Consider the following 22,203-nt stretch of genomic DNA (forward strand, 5'->3'; position numbering starts at 1 on the left):
GACGGTGGCAGCGGAAGTGACACCCCTGGACCGCAGGTCCCCTACCAGAGAGCGCGGTGGTAGCCAGAGGAGCGCAGTCATCCCCGCGCAGAGCAGCGACATGCCGAGTCCGGCCAGGATCACGCGGCGTTGTGGGGGCTGCGGAGGGGGCTTCCATCCCGCTGCTCTGGTCACCGCCTGGCGGGCCCTGTCAACGTGCGGCGGCAGCTGATACTCGCCCGCGGGGCGTCTGTTCTTCTTCTTCCTGGCCACAGCTGGAGTCCCTCATCATGAGGACTCTCCGCCCGCCGTATGCCAACTGTCCGGCGGCGATGAGTCGTCCTCGATTGTGTCGTCGAGAGGCCCCGACGGCGGGCAGCATCGGTCGGACACGGTCGCACCGGCGGGGAGGCCCAAGTCTCCCCCATGCCGCAAAGGTTCGTGCCGCAGGCCTGGCAACAGGTCACTGCTCGCCGTGAGTCGAAGCGTGCCCGGATGGATGGACCCGGGTTGCGCTGCCCTACGAGCGGCCGCGTCCCGCCTGACGATCCCGGCCTTCGTCCCGGGTCTGCTGGAAGGCGTCCGCGATGGTCTCCGCAGCGCCGGACAGGACTCCCTTGGTCTTGCCCCGGGCACCGGACTCGGTGACCTTCCCCGCGAGCTCCGTGAGCCCGGCCGGCTTGCGCGGCCCCGCCTCCAGATCGAGACGGTTGCACGCCTCGGCGAAGCGCAGGTAGGTGTCCACGCTGGCCACCACGATCCGTATGTCGATCTTGAGGATCTCGATACCGACGAGGGAGACGCGCACAAACGCGTCGATCACCAGCCCGCGGTCGAGAATGAGCTCAAGAACGTCGTAGAGGCCGCTGGAACCGCCCCCGCCACCCTGCTGTGTCGCGACGGTCATCGCGTTCACCCCTCGTCGCCCGCTTCGAGTCCCCGCATGTGCTGTCGGCGCCGCCCCGTTTGGGAGGCAGGCTTGGGATGCGGATGACCCCTATGCGTCACATCAAACGCACGTACGAAGTACGAGGGACCGGACCAGGTGGTCGCACAGCGGGAACAACGACCTGCCGAAGCAGGGACTACTCCGTGCCCTCCGCCGGCAGGCGCTCCGGAAGGCCCAGCCGCTCGAAGCGGTCGTCGTGGAAGGTGATGATCTCCGTGATCAGCCCGCCGGTCACGCGCAGGACGTCGATCGTCAGCGGCAGGTACGCGCCCTGCTGTTTCCGCCAGAGGTAGAAGGCGAGGGCGGGCTGCCGGTTCACGGAGGTGGGGACGGCGCGCAGGCCCTTCATGCCTTCGAAACCGCTCGTGATCCAGTCGTTCACCACCGCGTCGCGGCCGGTGTACAGGCCCGGCGTGGGCGGCATGGAGCAGCGGACGTCCTCACGCAGCATGGTGGTGAGCCGGTCGATGTCCGTGGCCACGCTGGCGTCGGTGTAGCGCCGCACCAGCTCGCGCGTCCCGGCGTCCTGAGCGCCGCCGCTCCAGTCCTGCCGCTCGGCGGGCAGGTGCTCCCGCAGGCCGGCGCGGGCCCGCTGCAACGCGCTGTTCACGGAGTTGACGGAGTCGCCCAGGCACTCGGCGACGTCCTTCGCAGGCCAGCCGAGCACGTCCCGCAGGATCAGCACGGCCCGCGGGCGCGGCGCGAGGTGCTGGACCGCCACCACGTACGCCAGCTCGATCGTCTCCCGCGCGACGGCGACCGTCTCCGGCTCGTCCGCGTCGCCCGCGGGCAGCTCGTCGAGCAGCCGGTCCGGGTAGGGCTGCAGCCACAGCACCTCGCCGCCGGTGGCGGGCTCCGGGCGGACCTTGCCGAGCAGGTCCAGGCAGGCGTTGGTGGCGATCCGGTACAGCCAGGCCCGGAACGTCGAGCGCCCCTCGAAGGTCTCCCGCCGCCGCCAGGCACGCAGGAACGTCTCCTGCACGGTGTCCTCGGCATCCTCGAACGACCCGAGCATCCGGTAGCAGTGCACGTGCAGCTCCCGCCGGTGCCGCTCCGCCAGGCCCGAGAACGCCTGCTCGCCGATCTCGCCCAGACCGCTCACGTCCAGTTCCTCCAGCCGCGTGTCCGCACTCATCACGTCATCCCTCCGCCTCGTCGTGCTCGACGTGTCCCGACGTATGTGTGACGGGTGCGGGCGCGAAAACTCATCACCAGGGGGCGGTCGGCGGGGCGGGGCGCCTTCTCATCCCGAGACCGGCCTGCACCGGCCTGCACCGGCCTGCACCGGCCTCATGTCGCGATGCTGCACCACGCTGCTACAGCGGGCCAGCGGGCGGATCGGTCGGTTCCGGGTGCAGCGCCCCGTCCTTGCGCAGCAAGGCGCTCACCGCGTCGCCCGACGCGCGGTCCAGGCCGTCGCCGTCCGGCAGTACCCCGAGCGCCGTCGCCACCTCGCGCCCGTACAGGTCGACCGCCCCCTCCACCAGGTCGGCGAGCGCCTGCGCCGCGCCCCGCGCGCGGATCCATGCCGTGGCGAGCGTGACGGCGGCGACGAGCGCGGCGGGCCACCACCACAGCGCCACCAGCAGGTACATCAGGCCCCAGCCCGTCAGCCGGGCGTTCGCCCGGTACGCGGCGTACGCGTCCGTCAGCTCGGTGCGCGCCGGGTCCGGCAGCGCCAGCCACAGTCTCGGCCAGAGCGCCTCCATGTCGACCCGGTACGCGTGGTGGACCCGCAGGTCCACCGCCCGCAGCCGGTCCCCGATCCATGTCGGACGGTCGGCCGGCACCGGACAGATCCGGCGGCAGCGGTCCAGCGACGCCCGCAGCGCCGCGCGCGCCTCGGGGTCCGCGCCGTGCGGGGGTACGGCGCTCAGCGCCACCGCCCGGCGCGCCGCGAGGACCTCCGCGTAGGCCCGCCGCCACCGCTCCCGGCGCCGCTCGGCCAGCCACCGCCCCGGGCCGCGCCGCCCCTCCACCACCCACAGCAGCCCCACGCCCTCGCCGAGTGCCGCCGCGCAGAGACCCGCGCCGGTGGCAGCCGTCAGTGCGCCGGCCGCCACCAGGACCACGATCCCGACCTGACCGGCGCCCCGCGCCGCTGCGAGGCCGTCGATCCAGGAGCTCAGCCCGCGCAGGTCCAGCGCCCGCCCCTGGCCGAGCACCGACGCGGCCGTCACCACGGCCACGTACAGCGCGCCCGGCAGCAGGAGCAGCGCTACCCAGCGTTCGGCCAGCTTCCGGCCGAGTTCTCCGAGGAAGGCGTTCACAGCTCGATCTCCACCCAGACCAGCGGCGTCCCCAGCGCCTCGCACACGGGCCCGGCGTCCCCGCCCGGCGTCCCGGTGTCGTGCTGGGTGAACCGGGAGCAGCGGTGCGTCGCCGGGCACACCCAGCCCCGCAGCACCGGATGCCCGACGGTCCCCGACAGCCGTGGGTAGGCCCGGGTCCGGGTGGTCAGGCCGTCGATGCCGTGCCGGGCGAATCCCTCGTCCAGCGCTTCGAGATCGGCGCGTACCCGCTCCGGGTCGGTCCCGTCGCGCACCGCGCCCAGCACCCGCTCCAAGTGCTCCGCGACCCCGTACTCCCGTGCCCGGCGGGCCAGTTCGCCCCCGCCGAGCAGTCGGCACAGCCGGTCGAGTCGATCCGCCAGGTCGTGCATGCGCCCTCCCGTCCAAGGTCGTCATGGCAGAGAATGGCAGACGGTGGCCGACCGGGGGACGGGAGCGTCGAGTGGCTGTCGAGCTGAGTCTTTACGCCGAACTGCGCGCGCGGGTCAGCCACTTCGAGGACACCGGCGACGTCGGGCCGCTCCTCGACCCCACGACCCCGGGCCTGCTGCTGCTCACCGACCAGGCGCTGCTGGACCATCCGCCGCCCGAGGCCGACATGGCCCGGACCGTCGCCGTCGCGAGCTGGCAGCTCCACCTGGCCGCCCCGCAGTCGCCGGCCGGCGCACGCGTCCTGCGGAAGCGGGCCCTGGAGCTGTCGGCCTGGCTCGACGCCCTCGCGCCCGCGCTCGTACCGCCCGGCATCCGGGCCGGCGTACGACGACTGCCGCGGCTGCCGAAGGGCCTCGCCAGGATCGCCCGCGACCCCGACCAGCGGCTGGAGGCGCTCTACGACCACGCCGCGTTCGCCGTCGAGCGCTACCGCTCGCTCCGCGACCCGGCGACCCTCCGCACGGCCATCGTCCTGCTTCGTGAACTGGTGGACGCCACCCCGGGGTTGTTCGCGATCCTGCCCGAGGAGCAGCGCTCCCGCAGCGTCCGCGCCCGGACCTCGCTGGGCGTCGCCCTCCAGCACGAACTGGCCCGCACCGGCGAACTCCACGTCCTGCAGGCGGCGCGCGGCTACAGCGAGGAGGCCGCCCGGCTCTGCGCCGAGCACGATCCGCAGCGGCCGCTCGTCATGTTCAACCACGGCTCGCTGCTCCTCGACGCGTTCCGCCGCACCGGCGACGAGGCGGCCCTCAAGGAGAGCCTGGAGGTCAGCGTCGTGGCGCTGAACCTCACGCCCGTGCACGACCCCCTGCGCGCGGTGCGCCTCTGCCACGTCCAGAACCTGTACTCGGCGCTGTACGACCGCTCCGCGGACCCGGCCGTCCTGCGCTCCGCCGTGGATTTCGGCGCGGAGGCCGCTCGCACCGTGCCCGACGCGGAGCCGCAGCGGGCCGCGATCCTCAACAACTACGGCAAGGACCTGCGCAACCTCTACAAGGAGACCCGCGACCTCCGGCTGCTGCGCCGGTCCGCCGACGCGCTGCGTGCCTCGGTCGCGGGGTCCGCCGCCAACGACCCGAACCGGATCTCCCGCCGGCTGCTGCTCACCCGCTGCCTGCTCGACCTCGCCGGGCAGGAACGGGCGGGCGGGGACACGGGGCTCGTCGCGGAGACCCTGGCGTCCGCCGAGGAAGCGGTCCGCCTCGCCCCGCCCGGCCACGCCTCGTACCGCGACGCCGTCGGGCTGCTGCGAGAGGCCGAGCGACTGGCCCACACGGTCGGACAGGACCCCGCCGGCCCCACAGACCCCGAGGGCCCCGCCAACCCCGCCGACCCCGTCGAGGAGGCGCGGCAACGCGTACGGGCCGAGGCGCCCGGGTCCCGGTCGCGCCGCGCGCGGCGGGCGCTCGCCGGGACGCTGCTGGGGCGGTACGACGAGACCGGGGACCTCGCCGCGCTCGCCGAGGGCATCGAGCTGCTGCGGGAACTCGACGGCGGCCCCGACGGCCCGGACCCCGACCTCACGGCCGGTGAACAGCTCACGTGGCTCTCCGAGTTGAGCCAGGGACTCTTCCAGCTGTACCAGCGCCGCCGCGACCTGGACGCGCTCAGGGACGCCGAGACCTACGCCCGCCAGGTGGTGGCCGCCTCGCCCCCGTCGGGTGTGGGGCGCGCCGTGGCGCTGGCCCATCTCGGCGAGGTGCTGGTGCGCGGGGCGGACCGGCTGACCGACGAGGACGCGTACGTCGAGCGGATGTCGGAGGGCGTCAGCTGCTGTCTGCAGGGCCGGCAGACCTGCCCCGACGACCATCCCCTCAAGCCGTCCCTCGTCGCCCGGGCCGGCCACGCCGTCCTGGGCCTGTGCGCAGGGCCAGAACCTCATCCGGCCCTGCTCGAGCTCGCCCTCGCCCTGCTGCGCGAGGCCGTCGCGGGGATTCCGCTCGACGCCACGAACGGGCCCATGGTGCGCATCGCACTCGCCGAATGCCTGCAGGCCCACCACCGGGCCGGGGCGGCGCTGGAGACACGCGAGCCCGACGCGCTCGCGCAGGCCGCGGCGCTGGCCCGCGAGGCGGCCGCCGCCGTGCCCGAGCAGCATCCGGACCGTGTCGAGTTCCTGCTGACGCTCGCTCTGGTCCGCGCCGTGGACCACCGCGAGGCGCGGGCGGAGGGCGACACCGAGCGCGCCGCCGAGGCCGCCGCGGAGGCCGAGGAAGCCTTCCGGCAGGCAGCCGCGATCACCACGGCCCGGCCCGCCGCACGGCTCGCCGCCGCGGCCCGGGCCGGCAACTGGGCCATGGACCGCGGGGACGCCGAAGCCGCGCTCGACGCCTTCGGGACGGCCGTCGGACTGCTTCCGCTCGTCGCCCCGCAGGAACTGGCCCGCCGGGACCGGCAGTTCACGCTCCGGGAGACCGCCGGGCTGGCCTCCTCCACGGCGGCCGCCGCCGTCGCGGCCGGCCATCCCGCACGGGCCGTCGAACTCCTGGAACGCGCCCGCGGCGTCCTCGCCGCCGACGCCCTCGGCACCCCCGACACCGCACTTGCGGACCTGCGCCGCGAGCAGCCCGAACTCGCCGCGGAGTTCGAGGAGTTGCGCTCTGCCGTGCCGACCGGGTTCGACGGCTCGGCCGAGGAGCGGCTACGGCACGGCGTCCGCTGGACGCACCTGCTCGCCCGTATCCGCGCGCTGGGGAACGCCGGATTCCTGGACGGGCCGACGATCGACGAGCTGCGGGACGCGGCGGGAGAGGGCCCGGTCGTGCTGGTCTACAGCAGCGCCTGGCGCTCCGACGCCCTCATCGTCGACCCTGCCGCACCGCCCACGGCACCGGTCACCGTCGTCCCGCTGCCCGGCCTGATCGCCGAGGACGCGGCCGCCCGTGCGCAACGGCTCCAGGATGCGCTCGCCGCCCTCCGCGAGCCCGGCGACGACCCCTTCGCCGCCTTCGGCGCCCAGGAACACGCCCAGAGTGAGCTCCACGACATGCTCGAATGGCTCTGGGACGCCGTCGCCGCCCCCGTGCTCGACCACCTCGGCGTCGACGGTGCGGCGGACCGCCCCCGGCCTCGCCTGTGGTGGTGCCCGGTAGGGTTCCTCGCCTCGCTGCCCCTGCACGCGGCCGGACTGCACCGCTCTCCCCCGCCCGCGGGCCGGCGCCGCGCCACGCTCCTCGACCGGACGGTCTCCTCCAGCACCTCCACGCTGCGCGTTCTCGCCCAGGCCCGGACCCGCCCTCCCGCGTCCCCGGCCGCGGGAACGCTGGTCGTGGCCCTGCCGCAAACCCCGGGCGCGGAACCCCTCGGCCACGCCGAGAAGGAGGCTGCCCGTGTCGCCGAGCTTCTGCGGCCCGCCGGGCCCGTCACCGTGCTCGCCGGCCCGGCCGCCACCGCGCAGTCCGTGCTCGACGCCCTCCCCCGGCACGGCACCGCGCACTTCGTCTGCCACGGTCTGACCGACCCGATCGACCCGTCGGGCAGCCGGCTGCTCCTCGCCGATCACCGCGAGCGTCCGCTGACCGTCGCCGTGCTCGCGGGCCTCCGCCTGGGCGAGGCCGACCTGGCCCATCTGTCCGCGTGCAGCACCGGTGTCACAGCCCACCGGTTAGCGGACGAGTTCGTACACATCACCGCGGCCTTTCAGCTCTGCGGATACCGCCAGGTCGTCGGCACCCTCTGGCCGGTCACCGACGCGGCGGCGGAGGCGGTGGCCGAGGCCTTCCACGCCCGTCGCGCCGCCGGCCTGCCCGGGGCCCAAGCCCTCACCGACGCCCTCCGGGACCTCCGCGACCGCTACCCCGCGACGCCCACCCGCTGGGCCGCGCACGTCCACACCGGAGTCTGATCTCGTCCCGGTGTGCCGCCGGGTCGGGCGGGGCGCGCCGCTCGGGCCGCCGTACCAGCGGGGCAGGGCCGCATTCGAGATGCTCGTGACGCTGCTGAGGGTGGCAGATGACAGGATGGGGGCATGACTATCAAGGTTTTCTTTGACATCACCATCGACGACGTTCCGGCCGGCCGGATCAACATGAACCTGTTCGACGACGTCGCCCCCAAGACCGTGGAGAACTTCCGCGCGCTCGCGACCGGCGAGAAGGGCTTCGGCTACAAGGGCTCGTCCTTCCACCGTGTCATCCCGGAATTCATGCTCCAGGGCGGTGACTTCACCCGCGGCGACGGCACGGGCGGCAAGAGCATCTACGGCGAGAAGTTCGCCGACGAGAACTTCACGCTGAAGCACACCAAGCCGGGTCAGCTCTCCATGGCCAACGCCGGCCCGAACACCAACGGCTCGCAGTTCTTCATCACCACGATCGTGACGTCGTGGCTCGACGGCAAGCACGTCGTCTTCGGTGAGGTCGCCGACGAGAGCAGCATGGAGGTCGTCCGCAAGATCGAGAGCTACGGCTCGCAGTCCGGCCGTACCAAGGCCAAGATCACCATCGCCGACTCCGGCACTCTCTGACGAGACGTCGCCGCGTGCGGGGGCCCGGGCATGCCGGACCCCGCACGACAGGGCGCTCACCAACCCTCGTACCTCGTGCCTACGGCCTGTCGAGCACCGTCCCCGTCACCACCGGCCTGTCGGGGAGCGGCTCGAGGTTCGTCACGTAGGATGGGGGAGGGATGTCTGTGGGTTGTCTGCGGAGCGGACACCGACGGCCGGCGGGCTGTGCGATCAAGCCAAGTCAGCCGCCCCGGCAGGCTGTCCTGACCGCTCGAACCGGCCCGGGCCTCGTGTCACCGGCCGGTCTGCGGACCGTAGGGCTGCAGGAGTTGGTCCACGGGCGCGTGATCGTCGGTGAGCAGGGGGGCGTCGCCGGTCCAGGAGTCGAGGTCCGCGCCGGTGGTGATCCTCCAGCCGGTGTGCCGGGCGTCCAGGTTTCTCCGTACCGCGCGAAGGTCGACCGGCCGGTCGGAGGCGAGCGCCACCAGGTTGCCGCCGACGGAGTCGGCAGGTGGGCCCTGGCCGATGTCGGCGGGTTCGCCGAGGACGGCGACGTGCTCGAAGGTCGCTCCCAGGGTGGCCAGTTCGGCCCGTGCGAAGTCCATACCACCGTGATCGATGAGGTTGACCACGTACAGACCGTCCTCGTTGAGCACCCGCCGTACGTCGGTCACCGCTTCCACCGTGGTGAGGTGCCACGGCACGCTCACACCCCCGAAGGCGTCGCCGACGACGAGGTCACGGCTGCCGGTGTCCAGGCGCCGCAGGCCCAGTCGGCCGTCCTCGACGCGCAGGCCGATACCGGCCTGCGCCGGCAGTCCGAGTTGCTCACGGTTGATGCCCGCGACACCGCCGTCGATCTCGGAGACGAGGCTGCTCGTTCCGGGCCGCGTGGCCGCGAGGTAGCGGGGCAAGGTGAGTCCGCCGCCGCCGATGTGATGAGCGGTCAGCGCTTCGCCTTGCGGAAACGCGGCATCCACCGCCGACGCGATGGCGCGCACGTACGCGAACTTCAGATGGGCCGGGTCGTCGATGTCGACGTAGGAGTGCCGCAGCCCGTCCAGGACGAGCGTGCGGCCCTTGCCCCCGTCGGAGTCCGCGACGACCCGTGCGCAGTGATACTTGGTCTCCACATCGCAGCCCCCGGGCGCGACGGTGACACCGAGGCCGCCGGCCAGGACCATCAGCGTCAGGGCAGGGGTGCCGCTCCATCCGCGTGTTCGCCACTCGACCCACGCCCCACCCGCCACCAGCAGGGCTCCGAGGCCGAGCAGTATCCCGCTGACCGGCAATCTCGAGACGAGGACGAAGCCGGTGAGCACGGTGCCGACGATGGCGCCGACGGTACCCACACCGGACAGGCGGCCGACCACCGTACCGGTCTCCGCCAGGTTGGTGAGCCGCAGCTTCGTGACGAACGGTGTCACCGCGGAGAGCAGCGCGCCCGGCACCAGGATGGTCAGGGACGCGATCACCAGGAGCACCGCCGGTGCCCACTCCGCGGTGGTGCGCAGCACGGACGGGGTGAGCGCCACGACCGCTCCGGACACTCCGAGCGAAGGGCCGATGAGCCGACGGGGATCGACCTGGTCCGCCATGTGGCCGCCCAGCCAGGAGCCGAAGGCGATGGCGGTGAGCGCGATGCCGATCACCATGGTGCTGGTCTCGAGGGTCAGGCCGAGGTAGGGAGCGAGCAGCCGCAGAGCGACGATCTCGACCACCAGAACCGCTGCCGAGGAGCCGAACACCAGCAGTGCGGCGGCCCGGGGCCCCAGACCGGCACGGCCCTGTGTGCGCTCAGGGGCGGGCGACGAAGACGATTCGGTCACGGGCGACATTCTTGCACGCAGCTCACAGACGGAACGGCACCGTCCGAGCCCTCATCTGCCCGCCCCGCGGTGTGACTTGCGGTCGGCGGACGTGGATCGGGTGTCGGCGCCAGGGAGGCGTACGCCGGCCATCCGAGCGGCTCCTCGGTCAGGAGTTCAGGGGCGGGCGTTCAGTACCTCCAGGCTGCCGGTGCTGGTGTCGTAGCTGCGCAGGGTCGTGAGTTGGATGGACAGCGGCGGCGCCGGAAGCAGCTCGGGGATCCGCCGGTCGGCGAAAGCGCCGGCTCGCCGGGTCCGGCCGAGGGTGATGTGCGGGGCCCAGCGACCCGGTTCGTGGAGGGGGTTGAGGGTCCCGGGCGGGCTGTCCGAGGCCACCGCGTCCCACACGCGGCGGTGCAGGCGGGCCAGCGCGGAGTCCAGGTCCAGCGCCCAGGCCAGCACCGTGGTGGGCCGCTCGAAGCGGACCACGCCGGTGCATCGCACCGGCAGCGGCAGGGTGGCGGCCGCCTCGGCGAGCTCCCACCGGATCGGGGCGGTCAACTCCGGGCACACGGCGAGGGTGATGTGCGGGCTGTTGGTCGGTGAGCGGTGACGCGCCTGGCTGGGCAGCCCCGCGTCGGCGAGCCGCCGCCAGGCCTCCCGGACTGCTTGATCCGCCGTCTCGTCCAGCAAGAGCTCGACCGTGCGCACCGCGGCAGCCTACCGGCGATCACCGGCACGGTCCCGGCCGACCGGGGCCATCCGGTGGGTCAGGTGCCGCACCCGAACGGGCGACGCGGGGCGGCGACCGCATCCGGTTCCGCCGCGACGGGCGGCATCTCCAGCGCGCCTGTACGCATGCCCGCCCCTGACGGAAGGCTTCCGGCCATGGCGCACGCCACCCCGCACCGGCTCTTCCTGACACGCCCGTTCGCCGCGCAGCACACCACGCCGCCGGCGCTCGCCGTGCCTCGTCAGGACGGCACGGCGAGCGCGGGTCGGGGATGACTACTCGACGATCTTCAGCAGTTTGTTCGCGGTGCCCTGTGCGGGGTTGGAGATCTTGTCGGGTGTGGCGCCGTCGGTGAGGGCCTTGGCGACCTGTTCCGGCGTGGCGTCCTTGTGGCCCGCCAGGTAGACGGCCGCGGCGCCCACGACGTGCGGGGTGGCCATGGAGGTGCCCGATATGGTCTTGGTGCCTTCGTCGCTGTCGTTCCACGCGGAGGTGATGTCGGAGCCGGGGGCGTACACGTCCACGACCGCGCCGAAGTTGGAGAAGTCCGACTGCTTGTCGTCCTTGGTCGAGGACGCGACGGTGACGGCTTCCTTCACGCGGGCCGGGGAGCCCTGCCCGGCGTCGGAGGATTCGTTGCCCGCTGCCACGGCGAAGGTGACGCCGGCCGCGATGGCCTTGCGCACGGCTTCGTCCAGGGCCTCGTCGGCGCCGCCGCCCAGGCTCATGTTCGCCACGGACGGGCCCTGATGGTTCTTGGTGACCCAGTCGATGCCGGCGACGACCTGCTCGGTGGTTCCGGAGCCGTTGTCGTCGAGCACCCGGACGGCGACGATCTTCGCCTTCTTGGCAACGCCGTGGGCTGTGCCCGCGATCGTGCCGGCGACATGGGTGCCGTGGCCGTTGCCGTCCGTGGCGTCGTTGTCGTTGTCCACGGCGTCGAAGCCGGAGGCGGCCCGTCCCCCGAAGTCCTTGTGCGTGGTCCGTACGCCGGTGTCGATGACGTACGCGGTCACGCCCTCGCCCGCGCCGTCGGGGTAGGTGTACTTGCTGTCGCCGGCGGTGTCCGCCTGGTCCAGGCGGTCGAGGCCCCAGGAGGGCGGGTTGTCCTGGGTGGCGTTGATGCTGAACTTCTTGACCTGCACCACCTTGGCGACCGCCGGGTCGGCGGCGAGCCGCTTGGCCTCGGCCGACGAGAGGCCACCGGCGGAGAAGCCGTCGAGGGCGGCGGTGTAGGCGCGCTTGAGCTTGCCGCCGTACTCCTTGGCGAGGGCGGTCTTGTTCACCTTGTCGTCCAGCGTGACGATGAAGCTGCCCGGTACGGCTCCCTTGGCGCCGAGTCCGTACACGGTGCCCTCGGCGGGAGCGGATTCGGGAAGGATCTGCGCGTGTGCCGTCCCGAAAGTCGTCAGGGTTGCGGCGACAGCCGTGGCGGTGAGGATCTGCATTCTGCGTGTGAATGCGCGAGCTGACATGTGAGGGTTCTCCTCGTCACTTTCGTGGGGGGTGTGGGGGGTTCGGACCGGAACTGCGTTCGGCCCGCCTAGAACCTGACTCATTGATGTGCTCAGATCAAGGGCTTCACGTCGACCCGCGCCGTCTCAGCAGGTCAGCAGCGCACGAATCGGCCATCCTCCCCAGCGCGTTCATTCCTCACATGCCTGACGCTCATACGGACGTTGTGTCGAGGATGTGTGACCATACGCCGGGCGGAGCGGTGGTTCCGGACAATCTGGGTAGACAACGCCGGTTCCGCAGCAAGCGATTTCGGGCCGGCGTTTCGTAGAACCCGAAAATTGCTGCGGACCGCGCCCCTCGGCAAAAACCAGACCGATTAGCTACCCCGGCCGCGTGACCCACCTCACCGTCCGGATGGCGAGGCGAGCAGTCCTGTTCTCCGGCGGGCCCGTAGGGTGACCGGTGCAGCTGGTTCGCCCCGTCCGCCAGGCGGGATGCGTCGCAAGAGGGAACCCGGTGGGAATCCGGGACTGCCCCGCAGCGGTGAGCGGGAACGACCGCCGTCATACGCACTGGGTCCGACGCATGGGGCCTGGGAAGCGACGGCCAGTAGGAGTCCTCCGTCCGGAGGATGTGCCCGCGAGTCCGAAGACCTGCCCGTTGCCCGTGTACGACCGGCTCGTGCACGGATATCCCGGTGACCTCGTGGGCGGGTCGGCGTACATACCGGGCGGACAGCCGCGCTCCGTCGCGCGAGGCCGACTCCGTCCGGTCCGTCACTCCTTCGCGCTCTCGTCCGGTCTCCGGGATCTCAGGGATTCATCTCGCGAAGGAGATCTCCGTGACCACCACCAAGGCCGCGGCCGCGACAGCGCGGGCCACCGTGTACGGCTACCCCCGCCAGGGCCCGGAGCGGGAGTTGAAGAAGGCCATCGAGGGCTACTGGAAGGGCCGCGTCACCGCGGACACCCTGGAGGCCGTCGCCGCTGGACTGCGCCGCACCAACTGGCGGGAGCTGGCCGCGGCCGGCATCGACGAAGTGCCCACCGGTGACTTCTCGTACTACGACCACGTCCTCGACACCACCGTCATGGTCGGCGCCGTCCCCGGCCGCCACCGTGCCGCCGTCGAGGCGGACGCCCTGGACGGGTACTTCGCCATGGCCCGCGGCACCCAGGACGCGGCGCCGCTGGAGATGACCAAGTGGTTCGACACCAACTACCACTACCTTGTACCGGAGTTGGGTCCGGACACCGTCTTCACCGCGAACTCCGCCAAGCCCGTCACCGAGCTGCGGGAGGCCCTCGCCCTCGGGCTCACCGCCCGTCCCGTGCTGGTCGGCCCCGTCACCTACCTCCTGCTCGCCAAGCCCGCCCCGGGCGTGCCCGCGGACTTCGAGCCGCTCACCCTCCTCGACCGGCTGCTCCCGGTGTACGCCGAAGTCCTCGCCGACCTGCGCGCGGCAGGCGCCGCGTGGGTGCAACTCGACGAGCCCGCGCTCGTCCAGGACCGCACTCCCGCCGAACTGAACGCCGCAGCGCGCGTCTACCGCGGCCTCGGCGCCCTGGCCGACCGGCCGAAGCTGCTGGTCGCGTCGTACTTCGACCGGCTCGGCGACGCACTTCCGATGCTGGCCAAGGCTCCCGTCGACGGGCTCGCGCTGGACTTCACCGAGTCCGCCTCCGCCAACCTCGACGCCCTGGCGGCCGTCGGCGGGCTGCCCGGCAAGCGGCTGATCGCCGGGGTCGTCAACGGCCGCAACATCTGGGTCGACGACCTGGAGAAGTCACTGTCCACCCTCGGCACCCTGCTCGGGCTGGCCGACCGGGTCGACGTGGCCGCCTCCTGCTCCCTGCTCCATGTGCCGCTGGATTCCGCCCGGGAGCGGGACATCGATCCGCAGATCCTGCGCTGGCTCTCCTTCGCGAAGCAGAAGACGGGCGAGATCGTCACCCTCGCCAAGGGCCTGGCCCAGGGCACCGACACGATCACCGGCCAACTCGCCGCCAACCGCGCCGACCTGGCTTCCCGCGCGGGTTCGCCGATCACCCACGACCCCGAAGTCCGGGCTCGCACCGCCGCCGTCACCGCCGCGGACGCCCGCCGCTCACAGTCCTACGCCGAACGGGCCGCCGCCCAGCGGGCCCACCTGCGTCTCCCCCTGCTGCCGACCACGACCATCGGCTCCTTCCCGCAGACCGGCGAGCTCCGCACCGCGCGGGCCGATCTGCGCGCGGGCCGCATCGACGCGGCCGGCTACGAGGAGCGCATCAAGGCCGAGATCAGCGAGGTCATCTCCTTCCAGGAGAGGACCGGCCTGGATGTCCTCGTGCACGGCGAGGCCGAACGCAACGACATGGTCCAGTACTTCGCCGAGCAACTGACCGGCTACCTGGCCACCCAGCACGGCTGGGTCCAGTCCTACGGCACCCGCTACGTCCGCCCGCCGATCCTCGCCGGCGACATCTCCCGCCCGCAGCCGATGACGGTGCGCTGGACGTCGTACGCCCAGTCGCTCACGCGGAAGCCGGTCAAGGGCATGCTCACCGGCCCGGTCACCATGCTCGCCTGGTCCTTCGTCCGCGACGACCAGCCCCTCGGCGACACCGCCCGCCAGGTCGCCCTCGCCCTGCGCGACGAGGTGGGCGACCTGGAGGCGGCCGGAACGTCCGTCATCCAGGTCGACGAGCCGGCCCTGCGCGAGACGCTGCCGCTGCGCGCCACCGACCACCCCGCCTACCTGGCGTGGGCCACCGAGGCGTTCCGGCTCACCACCTGCGGGGTGCGGCCGGACACCCAGATCCACACCCACATGTGCTACGCCGAGTTCGGTGACATCGTCCAGGCCATCGACGCCCTCGACGCCGATGTCATCAGCCTGGAGGCGGCCCGCTCGCACATGCAGGCCGCCCGCGAACTCGCCGCCCACGGCTACCCACGCGAGGCCGGGCCCGGGGTGTACGACATCCACTCCCCCCGCGTCCCGAGCACCGAGGAGGCCGCCGAACTGCTCCGCACCGGTCTGAAGGCCATTCCCGCCGAGCGCCTCTGGGTCAACCCCGACTGCGGTCTGAAGACCCGCGGCTGGCCGGAGACCCGCTCCTCGCTGGAGAGCCTGGTCCACGCCGCCCGTACGGTCCGCGAGGAACTCTCACCGTCTTGATGAAGCGCCCGGTGGGCCGGAGGCGGACGCACCTGCCGTCCTCCCCCGGCCCCCAGGTCGTGCAAAGCCGTTCAGGGGGCCGTGTCGCTGCCGGCCTTGAGGGAGCAGGTGTTCAGGAGTGTCGCCGCGTCCGCTTGTCCGGGCATCGGGACGGTGTGGGAGGCGGGCGGGCGGTGTCCGGGCGTGAGCCAGTTCTCCAGGGCGGTGAAGGCCGTGCGGTGGCACGGCGTGAGCGGGCGCAGGCGCTCCGGGTGGGTGTCGACGAGGGCGTCCGTGTGGGTGCCGCCCTCGATGCGGTAGTAGCGGTGCAGTGGGCCGCGGCCGGCCTGGCGCACCATGCGGGCGTAGACGTCGGAGTCCTGGGTGATCGGCAGCAGGACGTCCAGGGTGCCGTGCAGGGTGATCAGCGGTTTGCCGATCCGGCCGGTCAGAGCAATCTTCTTCATGGCCTTGTGGACCGCGCGGGGCCGGGCGGCGTAGTCGTAGTCGGCGTCACAGGCCGGGGTGCCCGGCGCGCAGAAGGGCGTGCCCGCTTCGGTCGGGCCGTCGAAACCGGGGTCCAGTTCCTCGCGGTAGATGCGCTGGGTCAAGTCCCAGTAGACCTTGTGGTGGTACGGCCAGAGGAACTCGGACGCCGCCGGGAAGCCCGCGGTGTGCAGAGCTCGGCGTGCCGCGCCCGCTTCCTCGCCACCGGCGGCGAACACCGGGTAGTGGCGCAGCGCCTCGGGCAGGAAGTTCAGCAGTGTGGGGCCGCCGGAGCGCCACAGGGTGCCCTCCCAGTCGACTCCCCCGTCGTAGAGGCCGGGGTGGTTCTCCAACTGCCAGCGCACGAGGTATCCGCCGTTGGACATGCCGGTCACGAGGGTGCGTGACGGCGGGCGGAGATAGTGCCGGGCGACCGTGGCGCGGGCGGCTCGGGTCAGCTGGGTGAGCCGGTCGTTCCATTCGGCGATGGCGTCGCCCGGCTCCTTGCCGTCCCGGTGGAAGGCCAGGCCGGTGTTGCCCTTGTCGGTGGCGGCGTAGGCGTAGCCGCGGGACAGCACCCAGTCGGCGATGGCCCGGTCGTTGGCGTACTGTTCCCGGTTGCCGGGGGTGCCCGCGACCACCAGACCGCCGTTCCAGCGGTCGGGCAGACGGATGACGAACTGGGCGTCGTGATGCCATCCGTTGTTGGTGTTGGTGGTGGAGGTGTCCGGGAAGTAGCCGTCGATCTGAAGTCCGGGGACCCCGCTGGGTACGGCAAGGTCCTTGGGTGTCAGGCCCGCCCAGTCGGCCGGGTCGGTGTGGCCCGAGGCGACCGTGCCGGCCGTGGTCAACTCCGCCAGGCAGGCGGAGCGTTGATGCTCTGCGCCCGGTACGCGCACGTGGGTGAGGTGTGTGCAGTGGATGGCGTCCGGGACGGCCGGTGCCGCCGCGGCGGGCGCCGGTGCGAGCGCACAGGTGAGGGCCGCCAGGGCCAGGCCCGCCGGACCGCCGCGTCGCCGGGCGCGGGTCGGGGGGCGGAATGAGAAGCGCATGCGTGAGCCTCCACCGTCGTGAACAGGGATGCGCGGGAGGCTATTTCGCGGATTCGCCGCCACCTATGGGGCGGGCGAACACCATCCGGGGCGGCGGGGTGGCTTCTAGCACCACCGAGCGCTGAGGGGAACGACCTGTCTCCTGGTGCCACGCCGTGTGGGCTCCTGCCATACACGGTCCTGTACGAGCGGGGACATGTTCTTCCCTCACACAGGTTCCCGCCACGCGTGGCTGCCCCACCCATGCCGCCCCCGGCACGCGAACGCCGATGATGCAACGCCACACGCCGGTCGCCGCTCCCCCGGTACCGGCGAGGTTCCCCCACATCAGGAGGCAGTCGTCATGGGACAGTCGCATCGTGCGTTCCGCTTCGACCGGGCCCTCGTCCGACGCGCACGCCGATGGGCGACCGCCGCCGGGGCTCTGGTCCTGACCGGCGGGCTGCTCGCCGCCGCACCCCAGGCATCCGCCGCCGGCCTGACCCAGGTCACCGGTTTCGGCACCAACCCCGGCAACCTGTCGATGTACACCTACGCGCCGGACGCACTGCCCGCCGGCGCCCCCTTGGTCGTCGCCCTGCACGGCTGCACGCAGAGCGCGGACGACTACTACGCCCACTCCGGCTGGCCCAAGTTCGCCGACGCCTACGGTTTCGCGCTGGTCCTGCCCCAGACGAGCAGCGCCAACAACGCCAACTCCTGTTTCAACTGGTTCGAGCCGGGCGACAGCGGACGCGGCCAGGGCGAGGCTCTGTCGATCAAGCAGATGGTGGACAGGGCCGTCGCGCTCTACGGCGGCGACACCCGGCGCGTGTACGTCACGGGCCTGTCCGCGGGCGGCGCCATGACGGCGAACCTGCTGGCCGCCTACCCCGACGTCTTCGCGGGCGGGGCCATCGGCTCCGGACTGCCCGCCCGCTGCGCGAGCAGCGTGTCAGCGGCGTACACCTGCATGTACAGCCCGCCCGACAAGAGCCCCGCGCAGTGGGGGGACTTGGTGCGTTCCGCCGCTCCGGGCGGCACGGACTCCTGGCCGCGCGTGGCGATCTGGCAGGGCACCGCCGACACCACCGTGCAGCCCGCCAATGCCACCGAGCTGCGCGACCAGTGGACGAACGTGTGGGGCACCGGCCAGACGCCCTCCCGTACGGAGAGCCTCGGCGGGGGCACCACGCTGAGCGTGTACGACGACGCCTCCGGCCGCTCCGCCGTCGAGGTCTACACCGTCTCCGGCATGGGGCACGGGCTGGCCGTCGACCCGGGCAGCGGCGCCGAACAGTGCGGCAGCGCCAGCACCTACTACCTGGACACCATCTGCTCCAGCCACCACATCGCCGGCTTCTGGGGGCTCGACGGCGACGAGGACACCGGCTCCCTGCCCGCGCCCACCGGCCTGACGGTCACGGGTGCCACCGACACCACGGTCTCCTTGAGCTGGCAGGCCGTCGCGGGCGCGGCCTCGTACGCCGTCTATCGCGGCGGCACGCGGGTGGGCCGTACGGCGTCGGCTTCCTACACGGACACCGGCCTGGCCACCGGCACGACCTACAGTTACACGGCGGCCGCCGTGGACACCGCCGGTGCGGCGGGCAGCGCCTCCCCCGCCGTGTCGGCCACGACCACCGGCTTCCCTCCCACCTGTCACACGGCCGACAACTACGCGCACACGGCGGCCGGGCGTGCCTATGAGAGCGGCGGTTACACCTACGCCAAGGGTTCGGGTCAGGCCATGGGACTGTGGAACACCTTCATCAGCCACACCCTCAAGCAGACGGCGCCCGGTCACTACGTCATCGACGACGCGGGGTGCCCGGGCCGGTGAACGACGGGTACTGCCGGCGGACACGACGAGTGCTCTGCAGATCCGCTGAAGGGATGTCACCGGATCCGCAGAGCGTGAGGTCATCGTCTGCGGGCCCAGCCGCCACCGACTCCGGCGACCTGAAGAGCGAGGCACAACAGTCCAAGCAACATGACGTTCGTCGAAGAGAACACATCGTTGGTGCTGATCTCTGCCGCGTTGATCAGAAACGCGAAGAAGAACAGCACCGCCGCGACTATGCCGAGCATGAAACGAGCTCCTCTCATAGGGGGTGAAGCCCGTATGCCCCGCCTCCGCCCTCGCAGTCACCCGCTCGGTGTCTTGGACACGCCAGGCAGAACGATGCGGGCCGCGACGCGTTTGCCGACCGTCTCCTGATGGACGACAAGGGCGTCGGTCACCGCTTTGACGATCTCCAGGCCGTGGCCGCCGATCCGGCCGGGGTCGGCCGTCCGGGCTGTGGGGACCGTGGGATCGCTGTCCCACACGACGACCTCCACGGCCCGCCCGGTCAGGCCCAGTTCCACCAGGACTGGTCCAGGAGCGTACTTGTGGGCGTTGGTGACCAGTTCGCTGACCACCAACTGGATGAGGTGCTGCGCGCGGGCGGGCACCGTCAGGCCATAGTCTTCACCGGCCTGTCTGAGGAAGGCGAGGGCGCGTTGGCGTGCGTCCGCGATGCAACCGTCGTCGCCCCCCAGGGCGAATCCAACCCGTATCAGATGCTCCTCCAGCGTTGTACGCCCGTCACCGTCGCCCTCGGAATTCACTGACCCCGCCTTCCCCGGTTCGCCAGCCGATACCCCGAGTCCTGCCGCGCATGCCCGCCCGTCGAGGTCACGGAAGCCACATGGGTGCATGCGGCCGGGGCCATGGGGCAGGATCACCCGGACGCGTCCCGTCCTGGGGGCACCTAGATCGCAGTCGAGGAAACAGTGGCCCACAAGGAAAGAACGGACCGGCGCGAGCGCCTCCATGCCGAGCATCGCGAGGTCGAGGGCATCCGCGTCGTGACGCTGCGGGGAGAGATCGACCACGACGTCCAGGACGTGCTCAGCGAGGCCCTGCTCGTAGAGGACGGGTCCGTGCCGCCGCGGATAGTCGCCGACCTCGCCGGTGTCACCTTCATGGACAGCAGCGGCATCAACGTCTTCGTCGCCACCCACCAACAGGTCAGCAGCGCGGACGGATGGGTACGGATCGCCGGCGCCCAGCCGTCCGTCCTTCGCATCCTCCAACTGGTCGGCGTCGACACGCTCATCACCTGCCACCCCACGACCGAACAGGCCCTCCGCCACGATCTCTGACGTGCCTGGCTGAGTCACTCGGAGCCGGCCCCGGTCACCAGGCCCTCCGGAATCGCTCCGGCCGGCACAGGCCTTCGCCACTGCCGACGGCCTGGTGGAACGACGCGGAAAGGACATCGACGTCTCGCCGCAGGAACTGGCGGCCCTGAACCTGCCGGCCGACGGAGCCCTGGACGACCTCCTCGACACACTCCTGTCGGGGATGGCGAACGGGGCCTACGAGGACGACGTCGCGATCCTCGCCGCCCGCCAGCCATGACGGACACACATCAGTGATGTCGCGCACAGGCGGTTACGGGCATTGCATGTGACTTTGCGGGTAGGCGCTGCGCGTGCTGGACAAAGGATCGAAGGACACGGCTACCTACATGGACCATGAAGAGGCAGGTGACGACGACCTGCACCCGCTGGCCACCAGTGCCATTTCCGTGTCCGCGGCGTTCGACGACGACACGGGCATCGCTGAAGCCCGGGACATGGCCCACACCTTCCTGGCGCGTGTGCAGGCGGTGCACGGCCTTCCGGTCTCCAGCCGGGCCATCGGCATGGTGCAGCTCGTGGTCAGCGAGCTGGTCACCAACGCCCGCAAGTACGCCCCCGGCCCCTGCCTGCTCACTCTCGAGATCGCCGACGGGGCCGCGCGCATCAGCGTCTGGGACAGCAGCACCACCCTGCCCACGATCCTCGCTCCCGACCCCAGCCGGATCGGCCAGCACGGCCTGGAGATCGTGGCCGCCATCTGCGTCGGCTTCGCCATCCACCGTGAGCCGGTCGGCAAGCGCATCACCGCCGACGTCATGCTCGCCGACGACCCGGGTGGGGCCCTGGCCGGTCGTCAGATGCTTTGACGTGCTCCCTGGCCTAAAGTCCAGGTATTGCGGCTTGGTTGTCCGACCCTTCCGGGGGCTTCCGCGGGTGCGGGGAGCACCTCCCTGGTCAGATGATGGTTACGGTGACGTTGGGACCATCCCCGCGGGTGCGGGGCACCTTCTACAGTGCGGGCCGTCCGCGGGTGCGGGGGGACCATTCCCGCGGGTGCGGGGAGCACAGTGATCCACGAGGTTCTGCATGGGATACGTCGGGACCATCCCCGCGGGTGCGGGGAGCACATCTGCCGCAACGGCGGGACGAGGTGGGGGCCGGGACCATCCCCGCGGGTGCGGGGAGCACTCAAGAACGCCCATTGCGCCCCCAGTTCCTAGGGGACCATCCCCGCGGGTGCGGGGAGCACGGCGCCAGCACAGAGCGTGTGGCCTGGATCTGGGGACCATCCCCGCGGGTGCGGGGAGCACGGGTCGCCGTTGAAGACGAACCCGCCTAACTGGGGACCATCCCCGCGGGTGCGGGGAGCACCTGCGGGGGACACCAACGACACCGACCTGACGGTGGGACCATCCCCGCGGGTGCGGGGAGCACCCCGCGAGGGCGCCGCCGTACTTGGCCGCGTGGGGACCATCCCCGCGGGTGCGGGGAGCACTCCGCGGTGATGACGTCCGCGATACCGGGGACGGGACCATCCCCGCGGGTGCGGGGAGCACACCCCGTCGAGGGGGCTGTAGGCCTGGGAGGCGGGACCATCCCCGCGGGTGCGGGGAGCACTGGAGCATCCCGCCGGGGGATACGCCGGTGACGGGACCATCCCCGCGGGTGCGGGGAGCACCGCATCATCCATGAGCCGGGGCGCCGGTTCCTGGGACCATCCCCGCGGGTGCGGGGAGCACTGAATGCCACGCATCCGCACCGTCAAGCCGGAGGGACCATCCCCGCGGGTGCGGGGAGCACCGTCGGCCGTGTTCGTAGGCCGACACGGTGCTGGGACCATCCCCGCGGGTGCGGGGAGCACCAGATCCCGCAGGGCCCGCCGGTCCAGGCAGGGCTCCGCGGGACCATCCCCGCGGGTGCGGGGAGCACTGCGGCTCCCACGGCCACGGGCAGCGCTCGCCGGGACCATCCCCGCGGGTGCGGGGAGCACTCCCGGTCCAACATGGTGAGGTCGTAGGCGGCGGGACCATCCCCGCGGGTGCGGGGAGCACCGGTACGCATGCTGCTCCCGCAACTGCCGCGTGGGACCATCCCCGCGGGTGCGGGGAGCACAGCAGTGCGCAGAGCGCGTTACTCATGCTGCCGGGACCATCCCCGCGGGTGCGGGGAGCACCCGGAGCCGACGCTGGTGGTGTTGATCCGGAGGGGACCATCCCCGCGGGTGCGGGGAGCACACCCTCGCCGACGACGAGGACGCGTTCGTGATGGGACCATCCCCGCGGGTGCGGGGAGCACGCTGGCGGCCGGTGGGGTGA

The 22,203-nt window shown here is 72.0% G+C and carries 17 protein-coding genes, 1 CRISPR repeat array and 1 riboswitch (1 of these 19 running past the window's edge); of the genes, 7 read left to right on the top strand and 10 right to left on the bottom strand.

Going from position 1 to position 22,203, the window contains the following annotated elements:
* Positions 1-499 precede the first annotated feature (499 nt).
* From IGS69_RS00710 to IGS69_RS00725, 4 genes are all read right to left on the bottom strand, one after another.
* Positions 500-886 carry a gas vesicle structural protein GvpA gene (locus IGS69_RS00710; protein ID WP_190895939.1) on the bottom strand — a complete coding sequence of 129 codons (387 nt, stop codon included), beginning with the start codon at positions 884-886 and terminating at the stop codon, positions 500-502.
* A 178-nt stretch (positions 887-1,064) separates the two neighbouring features.
* Positions 1,065-2,063, bottom strand: coding sequence for an RNA polymerase subunit sigma-70 (locus IGS69_RS00715; protein ID WP_190895941.1), 999 nt, complete (start codon positions 2,061-2,063; stop codon positions 1,065-1,067).
* 181 nt (positions 2,064-2,244) lie between these two features.
* A complete protein-coding gene (locus IGS69_RS00720; RefSeq protein ID WP_190895943.1) occupies positions 2,245-3,198 on the bottom strand; it encodes a hypothetical protein in 954 nt (317 codons plus the stop codon).
* The gene (locus IGS69_RS00725; protein WP_190895945.1) at positions 3,195-3,590 is read right to left on the bottom strand and encodes a hypothetical protein; all 396 of its coding nucleotides are present in this window, start codon (positions 3,588-3,590) and stop codon (positions 3,195-3,197) included. The genes IGS69_RS00720 and IGS69_RS00725 overlap by 4 nt, the downstream gene beginning before the upstream one ends.
* Positions 3,591-3,661: 71 nt before the next feature.
* Between IGS69_RS00725 and IGS69_RS00730 the strand changes: the two genes are divergently transcribed.
* Both IGS69_RS00730 and IGS69_RS00735 read left to right on the top strand, forming a co-directional pair.
* Positions 3,662-7,495, top strand: coding sequence for a CHAT domain-containing protein (locus IGS69_RS00730; protein WP_190895947.1), 3,834 nt, complete (start codon positions 3,662-3,664; stop codon positions 7,493-7,495).
* 123 nt (positions 7,496-7,618) lie between these two features.
* The gene (locus IGS69_RS00735; protein WP_190895949.1) at positions 7,619-8,116 is read left to right on the top strand and encodes a peptidylprolyl isomerase; all 498 of its coding nucleotides are present in this window, start codon (positions 7,619-7,621) and stop codon (positions 8,114-8,116) included.
* A 275-nt stretch (positions 8,117-8,391) separates the two neighbouring features.
* Here IGS69_RS00735 and IGS69_RS00740 read toward each other — a convergent pair whose 3' ends face one another.
* The 3 genes from IGS69_RS00740 to IGS69_RS00750 form a co-directional block, all read right to left on the bottom strand.
* A complete protein-coding gene (locus IGS69_RS00740; protein WP_190895951.1) occupies positions 8,392-9,936 on the bottom strand; it encodes a fused MFS/spermidine synthase in 1,545 nt (514 codons plus the stop codon).
* 147 nt (positions 9,937-10,083) lie between these two features.
* Complete coding sequence (locus IGS69_RS00745; RefSeq protein ID WP_190895953.1) at positions 10,084-10,617, bottom strand: 2'-5' RNA ligase family protein; 534 nt, start codon at positions 10,615-10,617, stop codon at positions 10,084-10,086.
* A gap of 297 nt (positions 10,618-10,914) precedes the next feature.
* Positions 10,915-12,114: a S8 family peptidase gene (locus IGS69_RS00750; protein WP_190895955.1), complete on the bottom strand. Its 1,200-nt coding sequence runs from the start codon at positions 12,112-12,114 to the stop codon at positions 10,915-10,917.
* Positions 12,115-12,549: 435 nt separating this feature from the next.
* A riboswitch (cobalamin riboswitch) is annotated at positions 12,550-12,772 on the top strand.
* A gap of 166 nt (positions 12,773-12,938) precedes the next feature.
* On the opposite strand from IGS69_RS00750, the gene metE reads away from it, so the two are divergent.
* Positions 12,939-15,260, top strand: coding sequence for a 5-methyltetrahydropteroyltriglutamate--homocysteine S-methyltransferase (gene metE / locus IGS69_RS00755; protein ID WP_190895957.1), 2,322 nt, complete (start codon positions 12,939-12,941; stop codon positions 15,258-15,260).
* A gap of 71 nt (positions 15,261-15,331) precedes the next feature.
* Here the strand turns inward: metE and IGS69_RS00760 are convergent, their stop codons facing one another.
* The gene (locus IGS69_RS00760) at positions 15,332-16,777 is read right to left on the bottom strand and encodes a 3-hydroxybutyrate oligomer hydrolase family protein (RefSeq protein ID WP_190895959.1); all 1,446 of its coding nucleotides are present in this window, start codon (positions 16,775-16,777) and stop codon (positions 15,332-15,334) included.
* A gap of 343 nt (positions 16,778-17,120) precedes the next feature.
* On the opposite strand from IGS69_RS00760, the gene IGS69_RS00765 reads away from it, so the two are divergent.
* Complete coding sequence (locus IGS69_RS00765; RefSeq protein ID WP_190895960.1) at positions 17,121-18,599, top strand: extracellular catalytic domain type 1 short-chain-length polyhydroxyalkanoate depolymerase; 1,479 nt, start codon at positions 17,121-17,123, stop codon at positions 18,597-18,599.
* A gap of 80 nt (positions 18,600-18,679) precedes the next feature.
* Here IGS69_RS00765 and IGS69_RS00770 read toward each other — a convergent pair whose 3' ends face one another.
* Both IGS69_RS00770 and IGS69_RS00775 read right to left on the bottom strand, forming a co-directional pair.
* On the bottom strand, positions 18,680-18,847 hold the full coding sequence (locus IGS69_RS00770; protein ID WP_097222720.1) for a hypothetical protein: 168 nt from the start codon (positions 18,845-18,847) through the stop codon (positions 18,680-18,682).
* Between the two features lie 57 nt (positions 18,848-18,904).
* Positions 18,905-19,369, bottom strand: coding sequence for an ATP-binding protein (locus IGS69_RS00775; RefSeq protein ID WP_232543388.1), 465 nt, complete (start codon positions 19,367-19,369; stop codon positions 18,905-18,907).
* A gap of 165 nt (positions 19,370-19,534) precedes the next feature.
* Between IGS69_RS00775 and IGS69_RS00780 the strand changes: the two genes are divergently transcribed.
* The 3 genes from IGS69_RS00780 (at position 19,535) to IGS69_RS00790 (ending at position 20,754) form a co-directional block, all read left to right on the top strand.
* Positions 19,535-19,906, top strand: a complete 372-nt coding sequence (locus IGS69_RS00780) for an STAS domain-containing protein (protein WP_232543389.1) — start codon at positions 19,535-19,537, stop codon at positions 19,904-19,906.
* 94 nt (positions 19,907-20,000) lie between these two features.
* Positions 20,001-20,165 (top strand): hypothetical protein, encoded by a 165-nt coding sequence (locus tag IGS69_RS00785; RefSeq protein WP_232543390.1) that lies wholly within the window; start codon positions 20,001-20,003, stop codon positions 20,163-20,165.
* A 109-nt stretch (positions 20,166-20,274) separates the two neighbouring features.
* The gene (locus IGS69_RS00790) at positions 20,275-20,754 is read left to right on the top strand and encodes an ATP-binding protein (protein ID WP_190895962.1); all 480 of its coding nucleotides are present in this window, start codon (positions 20,275-20,277) and stop codon (positions 20,752-20,754) included.
* 112 nt (positions 20,755-20,866) lie between these two features.
* Positions 20,867-22,203: a CRISPR direct-repeat array (repeat unit 29 nt; unit sequence GGGACCATCCCCGCGGGTGCGGGGAGCAC); it runs 224 nt beyond the window's last position.

Origin of the sequence: Streptomyces tuirus (assembly GCF_014701095.1) — a bacterium.
GTDB classification, from domain to species: domain Bacteria; phylum Actinomycetota; class Actinomycetes; order Streptomycetales; family Streptomycetaceae; genus Streptomyces; species Streptomyces tuirus.